This window comes from Acutalibacter caecimuris, from assembly GCF_034335085.1.
In the GTDB taxonomy this organism is placed as follows: domain Bacteria; phylum Bacillota; class Clostridia; order Oscillospirales; family Acutalibacteraceae; genus Acutalibacter; species Acutalibacter caecimuris.
This window is the reverse complement of record NZ_JAWXXJ010000035.1, coordinates 1-22,119: the sequence shown is the minus strand read 5'-3', so window position 1 is coordinate 22,119 and position 22,119 is coordinate 1. Positions and strand designations below refer to the sequence as shown.

Below are 22,119 nucleotides of genomic sequence, written 5' to 3'. Positions count from 1 at the left end.
CTTACCTCAACCGCAACCTCGATGGCCTCCACGTCCAGCTCCTCCACCTCTGCGGCGTAGGTGCCGTCCTCGTTAGCCTCAACAGCCTCGCCGTTTACGGTCAGGCCGGTGATCTCGGCGGCGGTGTTCAGCTCACGGACTTCCACGGTCAGGGTGTACTCCTGCACGGTCTTGCCGTCCTCGGCCGTAACCTTGATGGCCACGGGCTCGGAAACGTTCAGCTCAACGGGCGCAGTGTAAGCTTCGCCGGCAACCTCGATCTTAGCGTTCTTATCGGTAGCGGTAGCGGTCACGGTCTGCTTGGTCAGATCCAGTTCCTCGCTGGGCTCCAGAACGGCCTTGACGGCGATGGTGCTCTCGCCCTCAACGGGCTCGGCGATCTGGGCAACGGTATCGCCAACCTTCACTTCGGCCAGGGTGGCGTCGGTGTTGGGCTCGGCAACGGTGGTTACCAGGGTGTATTCCTGCTCGGTGGAGCCGTCCTCGGCCACCACGCGGATGGCAACTTCCTTGCTCAGGTCATAGGCCTTCGCAGCGTCAAACTTGGCGCCATTTACGTACACGGTAGCCAGCTTGGAAGTGGCAATCTCCAGAACCTGCTCGGTGACAGAGCCATAGGGCAGGGTCAGGTTCCACTGGTTCTCTTTGCCCTCTTCGGTGCTCTGCTCAGCCTCGGCGCCGGCAGCGGTGATGCCGCTGATGGTGGCGTCGGCCTCGGCCTCGGCAATCACCAGGCGGACGATCCACTGTTTCACGTCGCCGCCGCGCTCAGAGTCAATGCTCAGGTAGCCGATCTTGCCGCTGGTCAGGGGAGTATCCACACTAGAAATGCTGGTGCTCAACTCGCCATTCTGCACAGCAAACATGGTGCGGTTGGCGGTATCGGCAGAACCCTTATCAGACACGATGGTTGCGTCCATGGTCGCGAAATCCTCAGACTTACTGGGATCCATCTTAACAACAGCCAGGGGGCTGGTTTCGATGTTCAGGGAGAAGGTGGGCGCATTGCTGGCCTTGTCATAAGAGTTGGGCGCAGTAATGGTGATGGTACGGGACGCATCGTCCTTAACCACCTTCACGGCCCCGTCCAGGGTGCTGGCAATGCTCAGCAGGTCGTTGCCGGTTTCGGCGGGGGTAACGGTGCCGGTCAGGCTGTAGACCTTGGCAAGTTTCTCAAGGTCAGCCAATGCAATGGTATTAGCGGCGCGCGTACCGCCGCCACCGCCACCGCCGCCGCCAGCGGGAGCAGCAATGGCTTTTTCATTGACATCAGCCCAAGCGCTCTCGCTAAATACCCAAATCTTTACGGGTACGGCCGTAGTAGTAGCGTCAGTCCAAGCATTGCTGGCATCAACAATCTTGTCAGCAGTGCCAGAGTGGTCCTCAATACCCATTGTGTTGATCAAGGTATTGCCATCGCCCGTAGTGGGTTCCAGAATCGCGTGCGCGCCGTCGCTGAGCTTCAGTTCAGCAAAGTAACGGTCGGCAGCATCGCTGTCGCTGTAGGGCAGTGTAACCTTCAGGGTCTTGTCGCTCTTGTTAACTGCGGCAGTGTAAACACTGTCCGGGGCAGCCTCGGCGGCGGCAGCATCGGTAGCGCTGGTGATCTTAGCGGAAAGGATATCCGCCTCAGCGCTGGGAGCAGCCTTAGCCAGGGTAATCACATAATCGGCCTTGGAAATGGTATCGGCGTCGGGGCCGGTGCCGTTATTCCACACGCGCAGGGTGGCGGTGTTGGCAACAGCGGAGGGATCCAGCGCAGCAGTGTCGCCAAAAACAGCTCTCACGGTCATGCCGGACACGAAATTGGTGGTGCCGCTAAAGGATCCGCCAGCCTTATAAGCGATAGAAGAACTGGTGGGAGCGGTGGCAACAACCTGCAAAGCCTTGAGGGTAGTGCTGTCGGCGCCATAGCTATGAGGCACGGTGATGGTGTAGTTGTTGCCGTTCTTGGCAACGGTGCCCACCTGCTCGCCCGCAGCGTTTACCAGCTTAATGTCGGACAGGCTGGTGTCGCTCTTCTTGTTCTCGGTAACGGTCACCTTGTACTGAATGGTGGTGTTGCCGTCCTGGGACTTCACGTTGATCAGGGCGTAGCCATCAGCGGGGATGGAAACGGCCTTAGTAGAGGTAAGCTTACCAGCGGTAATCGCGTTCGCAGTGCCATTGTTGGTGCCAAACTCGCCGTTGTCATTGATGCCCAGCACAACCGTCGCGTTACTGGGGCCGTACAGGGTAACAGCATACTTGCCGTCGGCGCTTACGCCGCCGCGGGGCAGCTCAACCGGCACATTGATAATGCCCTTGCCGGCCTCGTGGTCAGCAATAGCGTATTTCTGGCCGTTGGCGCCAATCTGGATGGCGGTTAGCTTCGCATCGGGGTTCTTTGCGGGGGCCTCCAGGTTGATGGTGATGGTCTGGCCCTCGTCGGCAGTGTTTTTGGTAACAACGATAAAGGAGCTGTCAGCCGCCAGAGCAGTGGTGTTTTTATCCTCCCCCTCAGTCAAATCCTTAAAACTAAGGGTAGCACCGGGGGTAATGGCAGTTTCACTGCCAGTTGTGCCAAACTTAACGTCTTTAACGTTGGCGTTCTGGGTCCAGGTGGCCTTCATGGCCGCAATGTCGTCATCGGTGGTGTTAAAGGGCAGTTTCACCGTAATGGTGTCGCCATCAATTTCACCTTTGTTCCCGCCCAGAGAGAAGGAGGAGAAGAAGGACTCAGTTTTAAGGTCGATGGTATAGGTTTTGGTGTCGCCAGCGGCGGTAACCTTCAGGCCGTCCTCGCCCAGGGACAGAACAGCGCTGGTGTTCTCAACCTTAAAGATTTTCTTCAGGACATTGGAAACCTTGGTGTCGGCATCGGGGCCAGAAAACGCGTTGCCGGCAGAATCCTTTACACTAACAGAGCCCTCGGTCAAAGTAACTTGAGCGTTTTCGGCAGTCAAGACCGTGATGTGGTCGCTTGTATTGTCAAAGTCCAGCGCCATCACCAGGGTGATGGTGTGGTCGCTCACAGAGCCGCTCACGATCTCTTTGGCACTGCTGCTATCCACGCCGGTCACGGTAACGTTGCGGTCAGGCTGCGTTACAGTCAGGTTCACCGTCAGCTCATACTCCACGGTAGCGTCGCCAGTGGTGGCAACCAGCGTGTAGCTGTACGCGCCGGTGGTGAACTCGGTGCGCTTTTCCTTGGAGTCAGCCAGGCTGATGGCCTGCACGCTATTGCTAAGCGTGACGGCGCTCTCCTTTACTTGCAGCGTGGTGCCGCTTACCGGGGCCCAGCTCATGCCAAAGGTGATGTCGTCGGCACCTGCTGTCAAACTGTAATCAGCAGTGTAGCCGCCGTTCTCCCATTTGGCCTCTTTGCCGTCTACCTGGATGATGTATCCGGGATCGACGGCAGGAGCCTCGGGTTCGTCAGCAGCAAACGCGCTCATCGGAATCATTGCGGCGACCATGAGAATGGCCAGAAACGCCGCAAGTGATTTCTTCAGAAACTTGCTTTTGTTCATGATTTCAACCCTCTTAAATTTTAGATTCTCAGCCGGCCCTTTCGCCGCTGAGTGGAAGTTAACTATATACTGCAATCTGGAGAAAACGGCAGCTTATAAAGCCCTTCGCATTTTGCCCCACCCCCATAAAGCCACCCAGAAGGCCCCACAAGCCCCCTTGCCCCCAACCGGGGGAATACACCAAAAAGCAAAAAAGGCGCAAAAAAAGGGCGGCTAAGCCGCCCAAATCAGCATCCTATCCATTTCAACCCACCGCAACACCGTAAAAGGTGTTGAACCAGGCCCCTAAAACTTCCGGAACCGCCGGTAGCGCTCCTCCAGCAGCGCGTCGCCCGGCATAGCAAGCAGACGGGGCAATTCCTGGCGCAGCAGCCCGGCCAGTTCCTGGTAAGCCGCCTCCGGCTCCCCTTCGGCAATCACCCGCTCTACTACCCCCAGTTCCTGCATATCTTTGGCAGTCAGCCGTAGGCATTCCGCCGCGTCTTTCACCCGCTTGGCGTCTTTCCACAAAATGCTGGCGCAACCTTCCGGCGAAATCACCGAATACACCGCGTTCTCCATAATCCACACCTGATCAGCCAGTGCCAGCGCCATAGCGCCGCCGCTGCCCCCCTCTCCCACCAAAATGGAGATCACCGGGGTGCGTAGGGCAGAGAGCTCGGTCAGGTTTTCGGCGATTGCCTGGGCCTGGCCCCGCTCTTCGGCCCCCAGGCCGCAGTACGCGCCGGAGGTATCCACAAAGCACACCACCGGCCGGTGGAATTTCTCCGCCTGTTTCATCAGCCGCAGGGCCTTGCGGTAGCCCTCCGGGTTGGGCATACCAAAGTTGCGGCGCAGCCGCTCCTTGGTGTCCCCGCCCTTTTCTATGGCAATCACCGTCACCGGCATCCCGTCCAGCCAGGCCAGCCCACCAATCACCGCCGGGTCGTCGGCAAAGCGCCGGTCGCCGTGCAGTTCCACAAAGCCCTCAAAAATATTCTCCATATAAGCCAGCCCGGTGGGCCGCCCCTTAGAGCGGGCCAGCATGACCTTGTCATATGCGCTCACAGCCGCTCACCTCCTGTCTTGTCCTGATGCAACGCCAACAGCCGGAAAATGGTTTCCCGCTGTTCCGCGCGGGGCACAATCAAATCCACAAAGCCGTGCTCCAACAGGAATTCCGCGGTCTGGAACCCCTGGGGCAGTTTTTTCCGTATGGTCTGCTCGATGACCCTGGCCCCCGCAAAGCCGATCGTAGCCCCCGGCTCCGCCATAATGATGTCCCCGTCCATGGCGAAACTGGCCGTCACCCCGCCGGTCGTGGGGTCGGTAAGCACCGTCAGGTAGAAGAGCCCCCCGTCGCTGTGCCTGCGCACCGCGGCGCTGGTTTTGGCCATCTGCATCAGGGAGAGGATCCCCTCCTGCATCCTGGCCCCGCCGGACACAGTAAAGCCCACTACCGGCAGCCTTTTCCGGGTGGCGTACTCAAACAGGCGGGTGATTTTCTCCCCCACCACCGTGCCCATGCTGCCCATCATAAAGTTGGGGTCCATAAAGAACAGCGCGCATTCCAGCCCCTGTACCAGCGCCGTGCCGCAAAGCACCGCATCCTTCTCCCTGGACGCCAGCTTGGCGTTGCGCAGTTTCTGGTCATAGCCGGGGAAATCCAGCACATCCCGGCTAAGCAGTTCCCCGTCCAACTCCCGGAAACTGCCCTCGTCGGCAATATATGTCATGCGCTCCCTGGGCCCCACCCGGAAATGATACCCGCAGGCCGTGCATACGTGCATATTCTCCTGCAAATCACTAAGCGGCAGTTGTACACCGCACCGGGGGCACGCGCTGTGTATCCCCGCGTCCTCCGCCTCTTTGCCACCCTTTTCCAACTCGTTCTGCGGCGAACGGAACAGCCCCATCAAATTCATGGCGGGTTCTCCTTTGTTTCAGTGTATTTTGTCGATGAAAAGCCAGACAGGCGCTTTCCAATATAGTCCTTTGGGTATAAAGCCCAACGGTTCCCTATCCCAAGGCGCAGAGAGCGCCAACCTCCCCGCCCTTCCAAAAAGAAAAAGGAAAAGAAAAAGAAATATAACAAATAGAAAATTATAGTAATGGAAAAAAGTAAAAAGATAAAAAAGAAAAAACTGAAAATGAATCAAAAAAGAAAATCAAAATAATAAAAATGAAAAGACAAGAAAACAAGAAAAATGAAAAAATCAATAACCGTCCCTTCTCGCGTGCCAAAAGCCCTACGGAACCGCCCGGCAGGCGCGCGACAGTGGGATTCCAAAGGGCAGTGCCCTTTGGCAGGGTCCAGGGACAGCGTCCCTGGCCGCCGGAGGCAACCTAACCGCCACCCCCTAACACCCCCCCTAAGATTTAGCCCGGAAAAACTTCATAAAGTCGGTGTAGTAGTCACCGGCGCGGAAACGGCGGTCGCGGACAATCTCGATCTGGGTTTCGATATTATTATCCACGCCGTTCACCACCAGCTCGCACAAAGCGGACTGCATCTTGCGGATCGCCTCTTCCCTGGTAGAGGAATAAACGATCAGCTTGCCCAGCATAGAGTCATAGTAAGGGGTCACATCACAGCCCTGATACAGGCAGGTGTCAAAGCGCACCCAGGGCCCGCCCGGCGGGTGGAAAAACTCCACCCGGCTGGCATTGGTGGCGTTGATACGGCACTCAATGGCCGCCCCCTGCAACTGGATATCCCCCTGGGCAAAATCCAGGGGCACACCGGCGGCAATGCGGATCTGCCACTTCACAATGTCCAGCCCGGTCACCAGTTCCGTTACCGGGTGCTCCACCTGCAAGCGGGTATTCATCTCCATAAAGTAGAACTCCCCCGAGGGCTCCATCAGGAACTCCACCGTACCGGCGTTTACATAGCCCGCGGCCACAGCGGCCTTGGCGGCGGCCTCTATCAGCTTTTGCCGCACCGCCGGGTTGACCCCCGGAGAGGGGGATTCCTCAATCAGTTTCTGGTTGTTTTTCTGAATAGAGCACTCCCGCTCCCCCAGGCACACCGTGTGCCCCTGTTGGTCGGCCAAAAGCTGCACTTCAATATGCTTAACCGGGTCCAGGTACTTCTCCAGATACACCCGGCCGTCCCCAAAGGCGTTCTGCGCCTCGGTAGAGGCCGTGCGGAAGGCCCGCTCCAAATCCTCCGGCCGTTCCACCAGGCGGATGCCCTTGCCCCCGCCCCCTGCGGAAGCCTTGATCATCACCGGGTAGCCAATGGCCCCGGCCGCCTCTTTGGCAGCCTCAGGGTCAGGCAGCACGCCGGTACCGGGGGTGGTGGGCACGCCGTTGGCCTTCATCAGGCTGCGGGCCGCCTCCTTGTCCCCCATTTTGACGATCACCTCCGCGGGCGGGCCGATAAAGGTAATGCCATATTGGCGGCACATGGCCGCAAACCCGGCGTTCTCCGACAAAAAGCCGTACCCCGGGTGGATGGCCTGGGCCCCGGTAGCCAGCGCCGCGCTGATGATCCGCTGGGCGTTCAGGTAGCTGTCCTCCGGGCGGGGCCCGCCCACACACACCGCCTGGTCGGCCAGGGCCGTGTGCAGGGCGTCCTTATCCGCCTGCGAGTACACCGCCACCGTGGCAATGCCCATCTCCTTGCACGCGCGGATAATACGGATGGCGATCTCGCCCCGGTTCGCTATCAAAATCTTCGTGAACATAACCTACCCTCCGTATCCGGGCCTACTGGGCCTTAACCAGCGCAAAAGAAAACTCTGCCGATACGCAAAGCTTGCCGTTTACCGTGCCCGTGCCCTTGGCAAAGTAAAAGTTTCCCCGGCTGCGGGTCAGTTCGCACTGGGTCACAAAGGTATCGCCGGGCTTTACCTGCCCCCGGAACTTCACATTGTTCAGGCCCGTGTAAAGGGGCGTCATGCCCTCGGCCTTGCCAATCAGCAGCACACAGGCAGACTGGGCCAGTATCTCGCACTGGATGACCCCCGGCACCACCGGGTTCCCTGGGAAATGCCCCTGCAAAAAGAATTCATCCCCCCGCACATGGTATTTGCCGTGGGATACCCCATCCACCAGCTCCACCTCGTCCACCAACAGCATCGGCTCCCGGTGGGGCAAAATGGCCTTGATCTCGTCTTTATTCATGGCGGCTCCTTTCAGTTCAACGGCAGACCGGCTGCCGGGATTTTTTCAAACAGCCCGCAGGCAGCCCCCAAAGCCTGTTTGAAAACGCCGGAATACGGGAAACACTGCCTGTCTAGGCCAGAAAACGGCGGTTCCCGCGTCAAACATCCCCAAAAGGCGGCAAGCCTTTCTTGCGGTTTTTCCCTTGAAAGCCCTCGTTTTTGGACAAAAATCCGGCATTTCTCCGGTTTTCAAACAGACTCTAGGGCTCTATGCGGAAAAGCGGCTGGTTATACTCCACCACCTGCCCGTTGCTCACGCAGATCTCCACCACGGTGCCATCCGTTTCGCTGGGGATCTCGTTCATCAGTTTCATCGCCTCAATGATACACAGGGTGTCCCCTTTGCGCACCTTGCTGCCCACCTCCACAAAGGGGGCGCTCTCCGGCGAGGAGGCCGCGTAAAACACCCCCACCGTGGGCGATAACACCAGCGAGCCCTTCTTCGGCGCGCTGCTTTCCGCCGGCTCCACCGGCGCCGCCGCAAAGGGTGACACCGCCGCGGGCGCCGGCGCGCCACCGGCCTCCACCCGCCGTTCCAGTTTCAGGCTAATGCCCTCCTGGGATAACTCCAGTGTGGTCAGCCCGGTTTCCTTCATCAGCCTGGCCAGGTTTTCTATCGATTTAACGTCCATTGGGGATCGCTCCTTCCTTCTGGTAAGCCGTCAGCAAACTTCCTTCCTGTATTCCCAATCGCTATCAGGGGGATTGGACCCGGTTCCGCCCCTTTTCCGGTACCGCCCTATGCAGGGGCCGGCGGCGCGCGCCGCTTACAGGGCAGGCAAACCCGCCCATCTCAAAGGCCCACAGAGGCCCACAGGCAGCGCCCGTTCCAACCGTCCCCGCAAGCCCCCTGTCATTCGGCCGGGCGGAAGGCCAAATAGGCATTATGCCCGCCAAACCCCAGCGAGGCCGAAAGCGCCAGCGAAAGCTTTGCTTTCCGCGCCACATTGGGCACATAGTCCAGGTCGCAGTCCGGGTCCGGCTCCTTATAGCCGATGGTCGGGGGCACAACCCCCTCCCGCAGGGCCATTATGCAGGCAATGGCCTCCACAGCCCCTGCCGCGCCCAGCATATGCCCGGTCATAGACTTGGTAGAACTGACCATACAGGCCCTGGCCGCGTCCTCGCCCAGCCCCAGCTTGATGGCCTTGGTTTCGCAGGCGTCATTCAGCGGCGTGCTGGTGCCGTGGGCGTTGATGTACAGTTGATGGGGGTCCTCGCAGCCGCCGGCCTCGTCGTAGGCCAGTTTCAGGGCCCTGGCCCCGCCCTTGCCCGCCGGGTCGGGGGCCGTAATGTGGTGGGCGTCGCAGGTAGCGCCATAGCCGCATATCTCGCCGTAGATAACCGCCCCCCTGGCCTTGGCGTGCCCGTACTCCTCCAGCACCAGCGCGCCCGCGCCCTCGCCCATTACAAAGCCGCCCCGCCGGGCGTCAAAGGGCACGCAGGCCGCGGCCGGGTCCTCGCTGATAGAAAGGGCCTTCATGTTGGAAAAACCCGCCAGCCCCAAGGGCACAATAGCCGCCTCGGCGCCCCCGGCCAGGGCCGCGGACAGGTACCCGTGCTTAATGGCCCGGTAGGCCTCGCCGATGGCGTTGTTCCCGGTGGCGCAGGCCGTTACCGAGGCAACCGCCGTGCCCTGAAAGCCATATTTAATGGCGATCAGCCCCCCCGCCATGTTGATAATCAGCGCCGGGATAAAGAAGGGGGACACCCGCCGGGGCCCCTTGTCCAGCAAAGCCTTCTGCTGGTCCTCAAAGGTGCCAATGCCCCCAATGCCGGAGCCGAAATACACGCCGACCTCCTCCGGCGGCAGGGTACCCCGGATGCCGCTCTGCTCCACAGCCTGGGCGGCCGCGCCCATCGCGTATTGGCAAAAGGGGTCGAACTTCCGCAGCTCGGCCTTGTCCATGTACAGGGCCGGGTCAAAGCCCTTGACCTCGGCGGCCACCTTCACCTTAAAGGCGGCCGTGTCAAACTTGGTAATCGGCCCTATCCCGCATTCCCCGGCTAAAAGGCCCTGCCAAAAGCTTTCCAAGTCGTTACCGACCGGCGTCACAGCGCCCATACCGGTAATAGCCACACGGTTCAATCAAACTCATCCTTTCCCGGCCGTCCCACAGGGGCCGGCCACCATATTTTACCCTATTTCTCAAAAGATTTCAATACCACAGCAACTGGTTTTCGAAATTATTTCATCATTTCCCCAAAATCCAAAGCCCCAACAAGCACCCAAAAAATTCTTTTAGCGGGGTACGGGCCAGCGCCCCGCGGCCTTACGTAGCCAGCCCCCCGTCCACCCGCAGGGTTTCGCCGGTAATATAGTCAGACTCCGGCGAAGCCAGGAACAGCGCCGCGTTGGCCACGTCCTCTGGGGAGCCCATTTTCCGCATGGGCACCTGCACCAGCAGGGGGTTATCGTCCTTAATATCTTTGGTCATGTCCGTAGCAATAAAGCCCGGGGCAATGCAGTTGCAGCACACGCCGCGGCTGCCCAGCTCCTTGGCAATCGACTTGGACATACCAATCAGCCCGGCCTTCGAGGCGGCATAGTTCACCTGCCCGGCGTTGCCCACCAGCCCGGCAATGGAGCTGATGTTGATGATCTTCCCCGCGCGCTTGCGCATAAAATCCCGGTAGCAGGCCCTGGTCATATGGAAGGCGCCTTTTAGGTTGATGTCCAGCACCATGTTGTAGTCCTCGTCCTTCATGCCAACCATCAGGCCGTCCCTGGTCACACCGGCGTTGTTCACCAGAATATCCACCTTGCCCAGGTCCTTCGCCACAGCGGCTACGGTTTCGTTGCAGGTGTTTTCGTCCCGCACATCGCAATAGTATATCTTTGCCCGGCGGCCCAGCGCCTCTATCTCCCGGCAGGTTTCTTCGGCCGGCTCCTGGGGCCCCACGTATACAATGGCAATGTCCGCCCCGTTTTCCGCCAGTTTCAGCGCAATGGCCTTGCCCAGCCCCTGCGATCCACCTGTCACCAACGCAATCTTCCCTGCTAATTTCATGATGCTTTGTCCTCCTTATATTCGGCCGCCTTAGGTCGCCTCCGGCGGCTGACTTCACCTTTGGTGAAGTCGAAGGGACTTTTTGAAAAAAGTCCCTTGACAATCTTCAAAAACTTTTATGCGCGCCCGCCGTCAGCCCCCGGTCAATCCCAGGCCTCACAACCGGCGAAAGCGCCTGTCTACTTTTTCTTTTTTTATTTGCGCCCCTACCGTCAGCCCCCGGTCAACCCCAGGCCCCGCAACCGGCGAAAGCGCCCGCCTACTTTTTCTTTTTGGTTTGACAAGCGATCTGAAAAGCGCCCCTTTTTAACGGCGATGGGCCATATGCGCAGGCCCTCTTGCGGGGCGTCAGGCGCTACAGCCGTCCAAGCGAACCGATACCTCTGCGGGTGCCGTCAAAAAAATGATGCAGGAAACCCCTACCCGCCGGTCGGGCAAACAGCTTTTCCCATATAGACCGGCAGTGAACGGCTCAAAAGTTCTGGGAGATTCTTAAGAACCTTCTTTCAAGAAGGTTCTTAAGCCGCCGGAGGCGACCTTAAGCCGCCGGAGGCGACCTTAAGCCGCCGGAGGCAACCTAAGCCGCCGGAGGCAACCTTTTAAAGCCCTTAGCGAAGGGCCTCCACCGCCGCCAGCAGGGTTTCCCTGTCCTGCACCTGATAGGCCTTGGCCGTCTTAACGGTTTTCTTAATAAGCCCGCACAAGGTCTTGCCGGGGCCGCACTCCAAAAAGGTGTCCACCCCTTCCTCTGCCAAAGTTTCAATGGTTTCCTGCCAGCGCACCGGGCTCTTCACCTGGTTGACCAGCAACGCCGCAGCGTCCGCCCCATAGGGCTTGGCCGTACAGTTGGCGTATACCGGCAGCCGGGGGGTACCCAGGGGCGTCCCGGCCAGTACCCCGGCCAGTTCCGCGGCAGCCCCCTCCATAAACGGCGAGTGGAACCCCCCGCTCACGGCCAGCGGCGCGGCCCGGCCCCCGGCCTCCTTCACCTTTTCCAAAAAAGCCTTCAGTTGCCCCGGCTCCCCGGCCACCACCAGTTGGCCCGGGCAATTATAGTTCACCGGCCACACCTGGCTGAATGCCCCGCACAAAGCCTCCACGGTTTCATTGGGCAGTTTCAGCACCGCCGCCATAGAGCCCGGGTTCGCGGCCGCGGCCTTCTGCATGGCCCCGGCCCGGCTGCACACAAAGCGGAACCCCGCCTCGTCGGCAAATATCCCCCCAAAGGTAGCGGCCGCCACCTCTCCCAAAGAGAACCCCGCCGCAAAGTCGGCGGTTATGCCCTGCTCCTCCAAAGCCCTTGCCGCCGCCAGGTCCACACAGTACAGGCAGGGCTGGGTGTTCTCGGTAACGGCCAGTTCCTCCGCAGTCCCCCCAAAGCATTGGGCCGAGGTCCCCGGCCGCAGCCGGTCTGCCAGGTCAAACACAGCTTTGGCCGCCGGGCTCGCCTCTGCCAGCGACTGCCCCATACCGGGGTATTGGGCCCCCTGGCCCGAAAACACAAACGCAATCTTCCCCATGTGATTTCTCCGTTTCCTAAGATTTCTTTTCCCGCTCCGCCAAAGCCTCGCCCACGCCGTTCTTCACGGCGTTTTTCATGCTGATCTCCAGGTTCCACAGGGCGTCCTTAATGCCCTGGGCCACCGCCGCCTTCACCACAAAAAATAGGACGGCGCAAAAAACAACCAGGCCAATCAGCAGGGCAAACAGCGCGATCATCCCGTCTATAGCCATCATGATACTCCTTCCGCTAAGGGGTTAGGCCAGCCACTGCCCGGCCTTTTTCAGCACCTCTTCCGCCTCGCCGAACATCTCCGTAATGATCTCCGCCGCCGGCTGCTCCTTATTCACCATGCCCGCGATCTGCCCGGCCAAAAAGTCGCCGGTTTTCTCATCCCCCTCCACAGCGGCCCGGTACAGGGCCCCCCGGCCCAGGGCCTCCAGTTCTTCGTCAGAGATCTGGCTGTACTCCGCCTTCAAAAACTCTTTGGCAAAGGGGTTTTTAATCTGCCGCACCGGGTGCCCCAGGCGCTTGCCCGTGGTCATGGTGGCAATGTCGTTGGCCTTTAGCACTTTCTTTTTGTAGTTGGGATGCACCCCGCACTCATGGGCCACCAAAAAGCGGGTGCCCACCTGCACGCCCACAGCCCCCAGTTGGAAAGCGGCGGCAATGCCCCGGCCGTCGCCAATGCCCCCGGCGGCCAGTACCGGTATCCGTACCGCGTCGCACACCTGCGGCACCAGCACCATGGTGGTCAGTTCTCCCACGTGCCCGCCGGATTCCCCCCCCTCGGCAATAACCGCGGTGGCCCCGGCCTTTTCCACCAGCCGGGCCATCCCCACCGAGGCCACCACCGGGATCACCTTCACCCCGGCTTCCTGCCACATGGGCATATACTTGGCGGGGTTCCCCGCACCGGTAGTCACCACCGGCACGTGCTCCCTGGCAGCCAGCTCCGCCACCTGGTTGGCAAAGGGGGACATCAGCATAATGTTTACCCCAAAGGGCTTGCCGGTCAAAGAGCGGCACAGGTCAATCTGCTCTTTTAAATAGTTGGCGTCGGCGTTCATGGCCGAGATGATCCCCAGCCCGCCCCCGTTCGATACGGCGGCCGCCAGCTTGCCGTCAGAAATCCACGCCATCCCCCCCTGGAAGATCGGGTATCCTATGCCTAAAAGGTCACATAAAGGTGTCTTTATCATAAACCTGCTCCTTTCACAAAACAGTTGCCCCGCCCGAGGCGGTTTCTCCGTTTGGGCTAAGGCCGCCTCCGGCGGGCAGAGAAACTTTCTGAAGAAAGTTTCTCTGCACTCTTCAAAGACTTTTATGTGCGCTACGCGCTTCTTTATTTCGTTTTTTATTTTAAATTTTACGTTGTTTTACTTTGCCTTGGCGTTTGTTGTTTTTCTTTATTTCTTTTTCTTTTTTTTGATTTTTTTAGCTTTTCCTGATTATTTCCGCGGGATTTTCCCCGGCTTTTCTTTCCCGGTTTACCAGCGGATGATGCACGCGGCGCTGGAAAGGCCCCCGCCAAACGCCGACAGGATCACATAGTCCCCCGGCCCCACCAGGCCGCCGCGCACAGCTTCGTCCAGCAGAATCGGCTCGCTGGCCGAGGAGGTGTTTCCGTACTTCTCGATGTTGGTAAGGAAACATCCGGGGTCAATTTCCGGCAGGCGCCGCCGGGCCTCGCTGATAATGCGCAAATTGGCCTGGTGGGGTATCACGGCTTTCACCTGTTCCCCGCGTATGCCCGCCTGCTCCATCACAGAGCGTATGTCGCTCACCATAGAGGTAACGGCAAATTTATAGGTGTCCTGCCCTTTCATGTTAACGCAGTTCTTTTTCTGCCCGACCTGGTAAAAGGGCGAGTTCCCCCAGGCGGTAGGAATGCTGATGATCTCGTCGTTGCCCTTAGTGTGCAGTTCGCTGGCCAAATAGCCGTCCCCTTCCGCCAGTACCGCAGCGCCGGCGCCGTCCCCGAAAATACAGCAGGTGCTGCGGTCGGTCCAGTCCAAAAGGCCGCTCATGCGCTCGGCGCTGACCACCAGCACCTTTTTCACAGCCTTCCGGGCAAAAAAGCCCGCCGCCACATCCAGCGCAAACAGGAACCCCGGGCAGGCCACATTCATGTCAAAAGCCGGGCAGTTGGCCCCCAGGCGGGCTTGTACCATGCCCGCCAGCCCTGGCGAAATGGTGTCCGCGCTGATGGTCGCCCCAATAATCAGATCCAGTTCTTCCGGCCGCACCCCGGCGGCCTCCAGGGCCCGGCGGCTGGCCTGTACACCCAGGTCGGTCACTGTTTCGGTGGTGCACACATGGCGTTCCTTCACCCCCACCCGCTGGGTGATCCACTGGTCCGTAGTTTCCACCATGGTGGAAAGTTCGTCGTTGGTCACTACCCGTTCCGGCACAAAGCTGCCAGTGCCTACTATCTGAAAACTCATGGGGCCATCTCCTTCTGGCGCAAACCGCGCCCAACTGCCAGAAATATAATATCCCTAGTATTATAATAGAAAAGCCCGCATTTGTCAATCGCCTCCCGGCCTCCCAACCCGCCCCACCCCTACATTTTGTGCCCCCGCCAAGGTTATGCCCCCTCCTCAAACACCCCCACCGCCCTCCCGCAAAAACAAAACAAAAAATGAAAAAAAGCAAAATCAAAGAAAAGAATCATCGAAGAAAAGAAAACAAAGAAATGAAAAATAGAAGAAAGAAAATAAGAGGAAAGAAAATAAAAAATAGAAAGAAGAAAAATAAAAATGGAAAAAGAAAAATATAAAAAGAAAAACGGAAGCCCCCCTTCCGTGTCCCGCACCTTCCTGTCCTATCCCTCTCCCCCCGCAAAAGGGTTCCCAAAGGGGCTGTGCCCCTTTGGCAAGGTGCAGGGGCAGCGCCCCTGCCCGCCGGAGGCAAACCGCCTCCCGTAAAAGGGTTCCCAAAGGGGCTGTGCCCCTTTGGCAGGGTGCAGGGGCAGCGCCCCTGCCCGCCGGAGGCAAACCGTCCCCCCGCAAAAGGGTTCCCAAAGGGGCCGTGCCCCTTTGGCAGGGTGCAGGGGCAGCGCCCCTGCCCGCCGGAGGCAAACCGCCCCCGCCAAGGCGCCATGCCCCAAAAGAAAAATCCCTTGAAAGCGGCGGGCTAAAGTGCTATAATATAAAGCTAAGGGTTGCAAAGAAACACAGCAAAAGCAAGGAAAGGACGTTGGAGCATGAAGGAAAAGATAAACGGCCTGCGGGAGAGTTTTGAGCAGGAGCTTGCCAAAGCCGCCAGCAGCGAAGCCGTGGAAAAGCTGCGGGTCGCGTACCTGGGCAAAAAGGGCTCGGTCACAGAGCTGCTCAAGGGCCTGAAAAGCGTAAGCGCCGACCAGAAAAAGGAGTTGGGCCAGCACATCAACCAGCTAAAAAAGCAGGTAGAAGAGCGCCTGGCCCAGCAGGTAGAGGCCATCCGCGCCGCGGAAGAGCAGCGGGAGCTGGCCGCCGCGGAGCAGTACGACGTGACCCTGCCCGTACAGCCCCTGGGGGGCTCGTACCACCCCATCACCGTGGTGCAGCGGCAGTTGGAGGAGATCTTCACCTCCATGGGTTTCATGGTGGAAGACTACAAGGAGATCGTCACCGACTACGAGTGCTTTGAGGCCGTCAACATCCCCAAAAACCACCCCGCGCGGGATATGCAGGACACCTACTACCTGGAAAACGGCCAGTTGCTGAAAACCCACACCTCCGCTGCCCAAAACTTCATCCTGCGCAAGTACGGCGCGCCGGTGCGGGCCATTTTCCCCGGCCGCTGTTTCCGCAACGAGGCCCTGGATGCCAGCCACGAGAACACCTTCTTCCAAATGGAAGGCATCATGGTAGATAAAAACATCTCCATCTCCAACCTGATCTATTTCATGAAGACCATGCTCTCAGAGGTCTTTGAGCGGGACGTCAAGGTCCGCCTGCGCCCCGGTTTCTTCCCCTTCGTAGAGCCCGGCTTTGAGTTGGATATCAACTGCCTTATCTGCGGGGGCGAGGGCTGCTCCACCTGCCACCACACCGGCTGGGTAGAGCTGTGCCCCTGTGGCATGATCCACCCCAATGTGCTGCAAATGGGCGGCGTAGACCCGGAAACGTACACCGGCTTTGCCTTCGGCCTGGGCCTCACCCGGCTGGTCATGATGAAGTACGGGGTCCGGGACATCCGCGACCTGAACAGCGGGAACCTGAAGGCCCTGGCCCAGTTTGCCCACGAGTAAAAGGAGGAAACCATGCAGATAGATAACAAGACCGTCACGGGAAATACCAACCAGTACCGGCCCCAGGCCCCGGCCGCCGGCAACATGAACCAGGTGTTTATGGCCATGATCGAGAACATGAAACGCGCCAAGGATATGCGCCAGATGCAGGAGGAGGACGAAACCCTGCGGCTCCTGTACGCGGCGCTGGACAGGCAGATGGGCGAGGACAACGGCAAGTCCACCGCCCAGCAGTTGCAAGAGATTTTAGAAAAGCTGGCGCCGAAGACTGCCGGGTAATGGCAGCCTTGGTTTTGACATATGAAGTGAGGAAAGAAGGAAAACTATGTTAATCTCCATGAACTGGATCAGCGACTTTGTAGACCTCTCCGGCCTGGACCTGCCCGCCCTCATCCAGCGGTTTACCCTGTCCACCGCCGAGGTGGAAGAGGTCTTTGAGATGGGCCGGGACCTGCAAGGCGTGGTGGCCGGCAAAATCCTTTCCGTAGAAAACCACCCAGATTCCCAAAAACTCCACCTGCTGAAGGTGGACGCCGGCGAGCGGGTGTACGATGTGGTCTGCGGCGCCCCCAACGTGCGCCAGGGCCTTATCGTCCCCTTTGTCAAAGAGGGGGGCATGGTGGCCGGGCAGGCCATCGCCTGTGCCAAAATCGCCGGGTACGAGAGCCACGGTATGTGCTGCTCCGAAAAAGAGCTGGGCATCTCCGCCGACCATTCCGGCCTGATGGAACTGCCGGCGGATACCCCCGTGGGCCGGGATATCACCGAACTCTACGCCATCCGGGACACGGTGTTCGAGGTGGACAACAAGTCCCTGACCAACCGCCCGGACCTGTGGGGCCACTACGGCATTGCACGAGAGTTTGCCGCCCTGGCCGGCCGGCCCCTCCGGCCCCTGGAAACCGTTTCCCTGGCCCCCTTCGACAGCCTGGACCCCATTGCCATCGATGTGCAGGACAAGGAACTCTGTTTCCGCTACACCGGCCTCAAGGTGCGCAATATCACACAAAAAGTCAGCCCGGTGGATATGCGTATCCGGCTGTTCTACTGCGGCAGCCGGGCCATCAACCTGCTGGCCGACCTGACCAACTACCTGATGCTGGAAATGGGCCAGCCCATGCACGCCTTTGACTGCGCCAAGGTGGGCCGTATCGAGGTCAAGCGGTTCGAAAGCCCCTTCTCCTTCACCACCCTGGACGGGGTAGAGCGGAAGATCGGCGAAAACACCCTGATGATCTGCTCCGGCGGCCAGCCGGTAGCCGTGGCAGGGGTTATGGGGGGGCTGGATTCCGAGATCGGGGACGGCACGGACAGCCTGCTGCTGGAGTCCGCCAATTTCGATGCCGCCAGCGTGCGCAAAGCGTCCACCCGGCTGGGCCTGCGCACCGATGCCTCCATGCGCTACGAAAAGACCCTGGACCCGGAAATGACCGTGACCGCCATCGGCCGGTTTATGAAACTCCTGCTGGACATTGACCCCCAGGCCCAGGTCATCTCCCGGCTTACGGATGTGTACGTCAAGCGCTACCCCGCCGTGGAGCTTACCTTTGACCGGGCCTATGTAGACCGCTACACCGGCATCGAGATCGAGGACAGCCGCATCGTGGACACCCTGCGCTCCCTGGGCTTTGGGGTGTCCCAAGCGGGCGGCCGGTTCACCGTTTCCGTGCCCAGTTGGCGGGCCACCAAAGACGTCACCATCAAGGCGGACCTTATCGAGGAGATCACCCGCATATACGGCTACGATAACTTCCTTGTCGCCACCACCCGTAGCCCCCTATACCCCCGGCGCAAAAGCCAGCAGAATAAGGCGGACCATTTCGCCAAAGATATGCTGGTCGCCTCCTACGGCCTGCACGAGGTGCACTCCTATATCTGGGCCGATGCCAAAAAAGAGAAACTCTTAGGGCTGGAGCCGGAGGAGAACGTCCGCCTGCTCAACGCCCAAACCCCGGACCATGAGATCCTCCGCCGCAGCATGGGCCCCACCCTGCTGGCGGTCCTCCAGGAGAACCGGGCCTTTGCCCCGGCATTTGGCGTGTTCGAGATCGGCCGGGTCTGCGAGGGCCTGGGGGAAGACGGCCTGTGCAACGAGCGCAAAAAGCTGGGCATTGCCCTGTACAGCCGGCTGGCCGGCGAGCGGGAGTTGTTCTTCCGGCTGGTTGCCATAGTCAAGGCCCTGGGCGCGGGCGTCAAGCGTGTAAACCTGGAGCTGGCCAACTGCGCCCCCCGGCACGGCTGGCAGCACCCCCGCAACACCGCGGTGGTTATGGGCGGCGGCCAGGCGCTGGGCTGGGTCTGCGCGGTCAAGCCCGCCGTGGCCCGCCATATTGACAAAAAAGCCGCCGTGGTCTGCGCCCAGTTGGATATGGACGCCTTTGCCGGGCTGCCCGCCGGGGACCTTGCCTACCGGGAGCCCTCCCGGTTCCCCGGCATCGATATCGACCTCTCCCTGGTGGTGCCGGACGGCCTGCGCTTTGCCGCCATGGAGCCCGCCTGGGCCGGTGCCGGCAGCCAGCTTACCGGCGTCACCCTCATAGACGCCTTCACCCAAAACGGCCAGAAAAGCCTTACCCTCCGTTTCGCCTTCTCCTCCCCGGAAAAAACCCTCTCCAAAGAGGAAATCCAACCCACCGTGGACGCCATCGTCGCCGCCCTCGCCCCCCTGGGCGTTTCCCTGCGCAGCTAAGCCAACCCCGGCTGTTTTAGGCCCCTGGCGTACTCTTCTGCCTCCGGCGGCCCAAGGGGCTCCGCCCCTTGAGAATCCCTGCCAGAGGGCCACCGGCCCTCTGGACTCCCACCCTCGCGCCCCGGCAGCGTTATCGCCCCAAGCCCCGCCCCGCGATGAAGCCCGTCTTTTATCCGCTTTTTTCTGTTTTGCTGATTGGAAGGCAATCCCTCCACCCAAAATAATCCCGTGCCCCACTTTTATGTAACGAGCCAGTCAAAAAGAAAAAAGCCAGGCAACCGCAAAGCCACCAGTCGAGCCAATCAAAAAAGAAAAAAGAAAAAAGCAAAGCAACAATAAAGCCACCGGTCGAGCAAACAACTTTCCCCCACAAGCCGGCAGATAACGCCTCAAAAGTTTTTGAAAATTCTTAAGAAACTTTTTTCAAAAAGTTTCTTAAGCCGCCGGAGGCAGTCGAACCAATCAAAAAAAGCAAAAAGCAAAGCAACAATAAAGCCACCGGTCGAGCAAACAACTTTCCCCCACAAGCCGACAAATAACGCCTCAAAAGTTTTTGAAAATTCTTAAGAAACTTTTTTCAAAAAGTTTCTTAAGCCGCCGGAGGCAAACCGCCGGGGGCAAGCCGCGGGAGGCGGGCTTAAAAAAAGCCTTGCAATTCGGGAAGAATTCGAGTATGATAATAGGGAATAGGCAAATAGGCAAAGCAGATAAGGAGGTGGCCGAAGTGCCGGAAGACCACAACACCATAACCTTCTCGCTGGACGAACTGCGGGAAGCGGACATGAAACGCATTTTACTGATCGTATACGATGCGTTAAAGGAGAAGGGCTACAACCCCATCAGCCAGATCGTGGGCTACCTGCTGTCAGAGGACCCCACCTATATCACGACCCACAACAACGCCCGCAGCCTGGTACGGCGTATAGACCGTGACGAGTTGCTCAAGGCGATGGTACGGACCTACTTGGGGGAGTGACCCCCGCAAAATCTGAAACAAGCGTGGTGACTGGATGAGCGAACAGAAAAAGACCGCCCCCAAGGGGGAGCAGGCGTTCCCCACCTACAAGGGCAGGCCGCTGGTGCGCAGCGGGGACACCATCTACTATGGCAGCATGGCGGACAAATACGTGATCCGCATGGAAGTCAAGTCGAAGAAAAAGGTCGGCGACCTGGACGTGGCCGACAAAGTGGCCGTACAGTTAATGTACACCGACCCGGAGATACGCACCCGCAAGCAGATCGTCAAGACCAGCGAAAAAGACGGGCTGTACCTGGCCCTGGACATTGCCGAGGCATGGTTAAACCGCGCCCTGGCCGAGGCCGGGGCCGAATAAGCGGCGCAAAAAAACCGTCCCCTATTGGGGGGCGGTTTTTTTCTGCCCGGTAGGCCGCGGCTATTGGCCGTCCTTACGCTCCTTGCGCGCCTCGCTCGCCTTGCCTTCCTTGCCCTCTTTGCGGGGGATGGCCATGGAAGAAAGCTCCTGGTAGTGTTCCCACTCCGCCTGGTCCCTGGGCGCCCGGTACATCAGCCCCGTGCATTCGTTGGCCGAGGCCACGTTGGAGATATCCGGGAACAGTTCCTCCCCGGTCGCCTCGTGCTCGTGGTAGTCGATCTTCCGCCGGTTCCCCCGGCCCCCCTGTGCCGATGCTCTCGCCATACAGTACCTCCCAAAAAATTATTTGGGATTAGTATGCCCCGCCCCGCCCCCCATAACCGCCCCCGCCCCGCCCAAAAACAGCCAAAAAACCGCCCGCGCCTTTGCCCCCTCCACCCCCACCACCTTTGCCTCCAGCGCCTTTGCCTCCGGCGGCCCAAGGGGCGTTGCCCCTTGGGAATCCCCACCACCTTTGAAAAGGTGGACGAAACTTTTATGTCACGCCATTTTATGGGGCGTGTCCAAAATGAGCGTTTTATGACGAAGTAACGGCCACCCCCACCACCTTTGAAAAGGGCGAGGGCCACCGGCTACTTGGCGCAGCCAAGTAGAGCGGCCGTCACGAGCCGACCGAACCGGCAGGTGAAAAGACGAAACTTTTATGTCACGCCATTTTATTGCCCACTTTAACATCCCACGAGTGCCAGCCAAAAGGCATACTATAAACTTCCCCAAAGTCCCCCGCCAACCCCACAGTTTTCAACCCTTAATAGAACCATATGTTGAAAAAATTACACCCAATGAAAATACCGCACCCGCCCTCCATACCATACGATTCCCCACCTACAAAACAACAACGCACGATCAAACAAAAAATCACCAAACCCGCCGCCCTTCTGCCTCAACCCCTCAACCTTCCACCTAGCCTCCACCCCCCATCTCCTACCCCTCCCGCTCTCCCTCCACGCTCTATCTCCTACCCACCCCCCCCCAATCCCCTCATCCCATCCTCCCTCACCCAAGCAACCCGGTCACTTCCCCGCCCCCACTCCCCCAATTTACCCAAAAGTGAAAACATACTATCAAATAAAAAATCACACCCCATTGCCCACTTGCCGCTCCCTCTCAACCCTCCCCCTAGCCTTCCCCCATCTCCTACCCCTCCCGCTCTCCCTCCACGCTCTATCTTCCTACCCACCCCCCCCAATCCCCTCATCCCATCCTCCCTCACCCAATCAACCCGGTCACTTCCCCGCCCCCACTCCCTCAATTTACTCAAAAGTGAAAACATACTATCAAATAAAAAATCACACCCCCATTGCCCACTTGCCGCTCCCTCTTAACCCTCCCCCTAGCCTTCCCCCATCTCCTACCCCTCCCGCTCTCCCTCCACGCTCTATCTCCTACCCACCCTCCGCCCAATCCCCTCATCCCATCCTCCCTCACCCAAGCAACCCAATCACTCCCAAGCCCCCACTCCCTCCAATTTACCAAAAAGTGACAACATACTATCAAATAAAAAATCACACCCCCATTGCCCACTTGCCGCTCCCTCTCAACCCTCCCCCTAGCCTTCCCCCATCTCCTACCCCTCCCGCTCTCCCTCCACGCTCTATCTCCTACCCACCCCCCCAATCCCCTC

20 protein-coding genes are annotated in these 22,119 nt (G+C 59.2%); 6 read left to right on the top strand and 14 right to left on the bottom strand.

All coding sequences use genetic code 11. The annotated features are described in order from the left end of the window. The 12 genes from U8U01_RS15300 to U8U01_RS15245 all read right to left on the bottom strand — a co-directional run. Positions 1–3,512 (bottom strand): cadherin-like beta sandwich domain-containing protein (locus tag U8U01_RS15300; protein ID WP_322176081.1); only part of this gene is annotated, 3,512 nt, incomplete at its 3' end. A 285-nt stretch (positions 3,513–3,797) separates the two neighbouring features. Next, positions 3,798–4,559, bottom strand: a complete 762-nt coding sequence (locus tag U8U01_RS15295) for an acetyl-CoA carboxylase carboxyltransferase subunit alpha (protein ID WP_322176078.1) — start codon at positions 4,557–4,559, stop codon at positions 3,798–3,800. Continuing rightward, complete coding sequence (gene accD, locus U8U01_RS15290; RefSeq protein WP_322176075.1) at positions 4,556–5,416, bottom strand: acetyl-CoA carboxylase, carboxyltransferase subunit beta; 861 nt, start codon at positions 5,414–5,416, stop codon at positions 4,556–4,558. Before accD ends, U8U01_RS15295 begins: the two co-directional genes overlap by 4 nt. A 447-nt stretch (positions 5,417–5,863) precedes the next feature. Next, positions 5,864–7,183, bottom strand: a complete 1,320-nt coding sequence (locus U8U01_RS15285) for an acetyl-CoA carboxylase biotin carboxylase subunit (protein WP_322176074.1) — start codon at positions 7,181–7,183, stop codon at positions 5,864–5,866. A gap of 22 nt (positions 7,184–7,205) precedes the next feature. Next, positions 7,206–7,622, bottom strand: coding sequence for a 3-hydroxyacyl-ACP dehydratase FabZ family protein (locus tag U8U01_RS15280; protein ID WP_322176072.1), 417 nt, complete (start codon positions 7,620–7,622; stop codon positions 7,206–7,208). Between the two features lie 241 nt (positions 7,623–7,863). Beyond that, entirely contained in the window at positions 7,864–8,295 is a 432-nt protein-coding gene (gene accB, locus U8U01_RS15275; RefSeq protein WP_322176070.1) for an acetyl-CoA carboxylase biotin carboxyl carrier protein, read from the bottom strand. Positions 8,296–8,516: 221 nt separating this feature from the next. Continuing rightward, positions 8,517–9,752, bottom strand: coding sequence for a beta-ketoacyl-ACP synthase II (gene fabF, locus U8U01_RS15270; RefSeq protein WP_322176067.1), 1,236 nt, complete (start codon positions 9,750–9,752; stop codon positions 8,517–8,519). A gap of 184 nt (positions 9,753–9,936) precedes the next feature. Continuing rightward, on the bottom strand, positions 9,937–10,674 hold the full coding sequence (gene fabG, locus U8U01_RS15265; protein WP_322176064.1) for a 3-oxoacyl-[acyl-carrier-protein] reductase: 738 nt from the start codon (positions 10,672–10,674) through the stop codon (positions 9,937–9,939). A gap of 608 nt (positions 10,675–11,282) precedes the next feature. Then, positions 11,283–12,194 carry an ACP S-malonyltransferase gene (locus U8U01_RS15260; protein WP_322176061.1) on the bottom strand — a complete coding sequence of 304 codons (912 nt, stop codon included), beginning with the start codon at positions 12,192–12,194 and terminating at the stop codon, positions 11,283–11,285. A gap of 16 nt (positions 12,195–12,210) precedes the next feature. Next, a complete protein-coding gene (locus U8U01_RS15255) occupies positions 12,211–12,411 on the bottom strand; it encodes a hypothetical protein (protein ID WP_322176058.1) in 201 nt (66 codons plus the stop codon). 21 nt (positions 12,412–12,432) lie between these two features. Beyond that, entirely contained in the window at positions 12,433–13,377 is a 945-nt protein-coding gene (locus U8U01_RS15250) for a nitronate monooxygenase (protein WP_322176056.1), read from the bottom strand. Between the two features lie 288 nt (positions 13,378–13,665). Then, complete coding sequence (locus U8U01_RS15245) at positions 13,666–14,622, bottom strand: beta-ketoacyl-ACP synthase III (protein WP_322176053.1); 957 nt, start codon at positions 14,620–14,622, stop codon at positions 13,666–13,668. Positions 14,623–14,819: 197 nt separating this feature from the next. Here U8U01_RS15245 and U8U01_RS15240 point away from each other — a divergent pair, with 197 nt between their 5' ends. The 6 genes from U8U01_RS15240 (at position 14,820) to U8U01_RS15215 (ending at position 20,435) form a co-directional block, all read left to right on the top strand. Then, positions 14,820–14,957 (top strand): hypothetical protein, encoded by a 138-nt coding sequence (locus U8U01_RS15240; RefSeq protein WP_322176050.1) that lies wholly within the window; start codon positions 14,820–14,822, stop codon positions 14,955–14,957. Between the two features lie 426 nt (positions 14,958–15,383). Continuing rightward, positions 15,384–16,412, top strand: coding sequence for a phenylalanine--tRNA ligase subunit alpha (locus U8U01_RS15235; protein ID WP_322176047.1), 1,029 nt, complete (start codon positions 15,384–15,386; stop codon positions 16,410–16,412). A 12-nt stretch (positions 16,413–16,424) separates the two neighbouring features. Then, positions 16,425–16,691, top strand: a complete 267-nt coding sequence (locus tag U8U01_RS15230) for a hypothetical protein (RefSeq protein WP_322176045.1) — start codon at positions 16,425–16,427, stop codon at positions 16,689–16,691. 58 nt (positions 16,692–16,749) lie between these two features. Beyond that, positions 16,750–19,101, top strand: a complete 2,352-nt coding sequence (gene pheT, locus U8U01_RS15225) for a phenylalanine--tRNA ligase subunit beta (RefSeq protein ID WP_322176042.1) — start codon at positions 16,750–16,752, stop codon at positions 19,099–19,101. A 673-nt stretch (positions 19,102–19,774) separates the two neighbouring features. Next, positions 19,775–20,077, top strand: a complete 303-nt coding sequence (locus tag U8U01_RS15220) for an IreB family regulatory phosphoprotein (RefSeq protein WP_322176039.1) — start codon at positions 19,775–19,777, stop codon at positions 20,075–20,077. A 34-nt stretch (positions 20,078–20,111) separates the two neighbouring features. After that, positions 20,112–20,435, top strand: coding sequence for a hypothetical protein (locus U8U01_RS15215; RefSeq protein WP_322176036.1), 324 nt, complete (start codon positions 20,112–20,114; stop codon positions 20,433–20,435). 60 nt (positions 20,436–20,495) lie between these two features. Here U8U01_RS15215 and U8U01_RS15210 read toward each other — a convergent pair whose 3' ends face one another. Together U8U01_RS15210 and U8U01_RS15205 are read right to left on the bottom strand one after the other, a co-directional pair. Then, positions 20,496–20,759, bottom strand: coding sequence for a hypothetical protein (locus U8U01_RS15210; RefSeq protein ID WP_322176033.1), 264 nt, complete (start codon positions 20,757–20,759; stop codon positions 20,496–20,498). A gap of 993 nt (positions 20,760–21,752) precedes the next feature. Beyond that, positions 21,753–22,119, bottom strand: a 367-nt coding sequence (locus tag U8U01_RS15205) for a hypothetical protein (RefSeq protein ID WP_322176030.1), incomplete at its 5' end; no start/stop codon positions are given.

Excerpts from the sequence above, each read along its gene's own strand:
- U8U01_RS15220 (WP_322176039.1), top strand. The coding sequence starts at position 19,775 with ATGATAATAGGGAATAGGCAAATAGGCAAAGCAGATAAGGAGGTGGCC.
- accB (WP_322176070.1), bottom strand. The coding sequence starts at position 8,295 with ATGGACGTTAAATCGATAGAAAACCTGGCCAGGCTGATGAAGGAAACC.
- U8U01_RS15260 (WP_322176061.1), bottom strand. The coding sequence starts at position 12,194 with ATGGGGAAGATTGCGTTTGTGTTTTCGGGCCAGGGGGCCCAATACCCC.
- U8U01_RS15250 (WP_322176056.1), bottom strand. The coding sequence starts at position 13,377 with ATGATAAAGACACCTTTATGTGACCTTTTAGGCATAGGATACCCGATC.
- U8U01_RS15215 (WP_322176036.1), top strand. The coding sequence starts at position 20,112 with ATGAGCGAACAGAAAAAGACCGCCCCCAAGGGGGAGCAGGCGTTCCCC.
- U8U01_RS15210 (WP_322176033.1), bottom strand. The coding sequence starts at position 20,759 with ATGGCGAGAGCATCGGCACAGGGGGGCCGGGGGAACCGGCGGAAGATC.
- U8U01_RS15255 (WP_322176058.1), bottom strand. The coding sequence starts at position 12,411 with ATGATGGCTATAGACGGGATGATCGCGCTGTTTGCCCTGCTGATTGGC.
- U8U01_RS15245 (WP_322176053.1), bottom strand. The coding sequence starts at position 14,622 with ATGAGTTTTCAGATAGTAGGCACTGGCAGCTTTGTGCCGGAACGGGTA.
- fabG (WP_322176064.1), bottom strand. The coding sequence starts at position 10,674 with ATGAAATTAGCAGGGAAGATTGCGTTGGTGACAGGTGGATCGCAGGGG.
- U8U01_RS15280 (WP_322176072.1), bottom strand. The coding sequence starts at position 7,622 with ATGAATAAAGACGAGATCAAGGCCATTTTGCCCCACCGGGAGCCGATG.
- U8U01_RS15285 (WP_322176074.1), bottom strand. The coding sequence starts at position 7,183 with ATGTTCACGAAGATTTTGATAGCGAACCGGGGCGAGATCGCCATCCGT.
- U8U01_RS15235 (WP_322176047.1), top strand. The coding sequence starts at position 15,384 with ATGAAGGAAAAGATAAACGGCCTGCGGGAGAGTTTTGAGCAGGAGCTT.
- pheT (WP_322176042.1), top strand. The coding sequence starts at position 16,750 with ATGAACTGGATCAGCGACTTTGTAGACCTCTCCGGCCTGGACCTGCCC.
- U8U01_RS15240 (WP_322176050.1), top strand. The coding sequence starts at position 14,820 with ATGAAAAAAAGCAAAATCAAAGAAAAGAATCATCGAAGAAAAGAAAAC.
- accD (WP_322176075.1), bottom strand. The coding sequence starts at position 5,416 with ATGAATTTGATGGGGCTGTTCCGTTCGCCGCAGAACGAGTTGGAAAAG.
- U8U01_RS15230 (WP_322176045.1), top strand. The coding sequence starts at position 16,425 with ATGCAGATAGATAACAAGACCGTCACGGGAAATACCAACCAGTACCGG.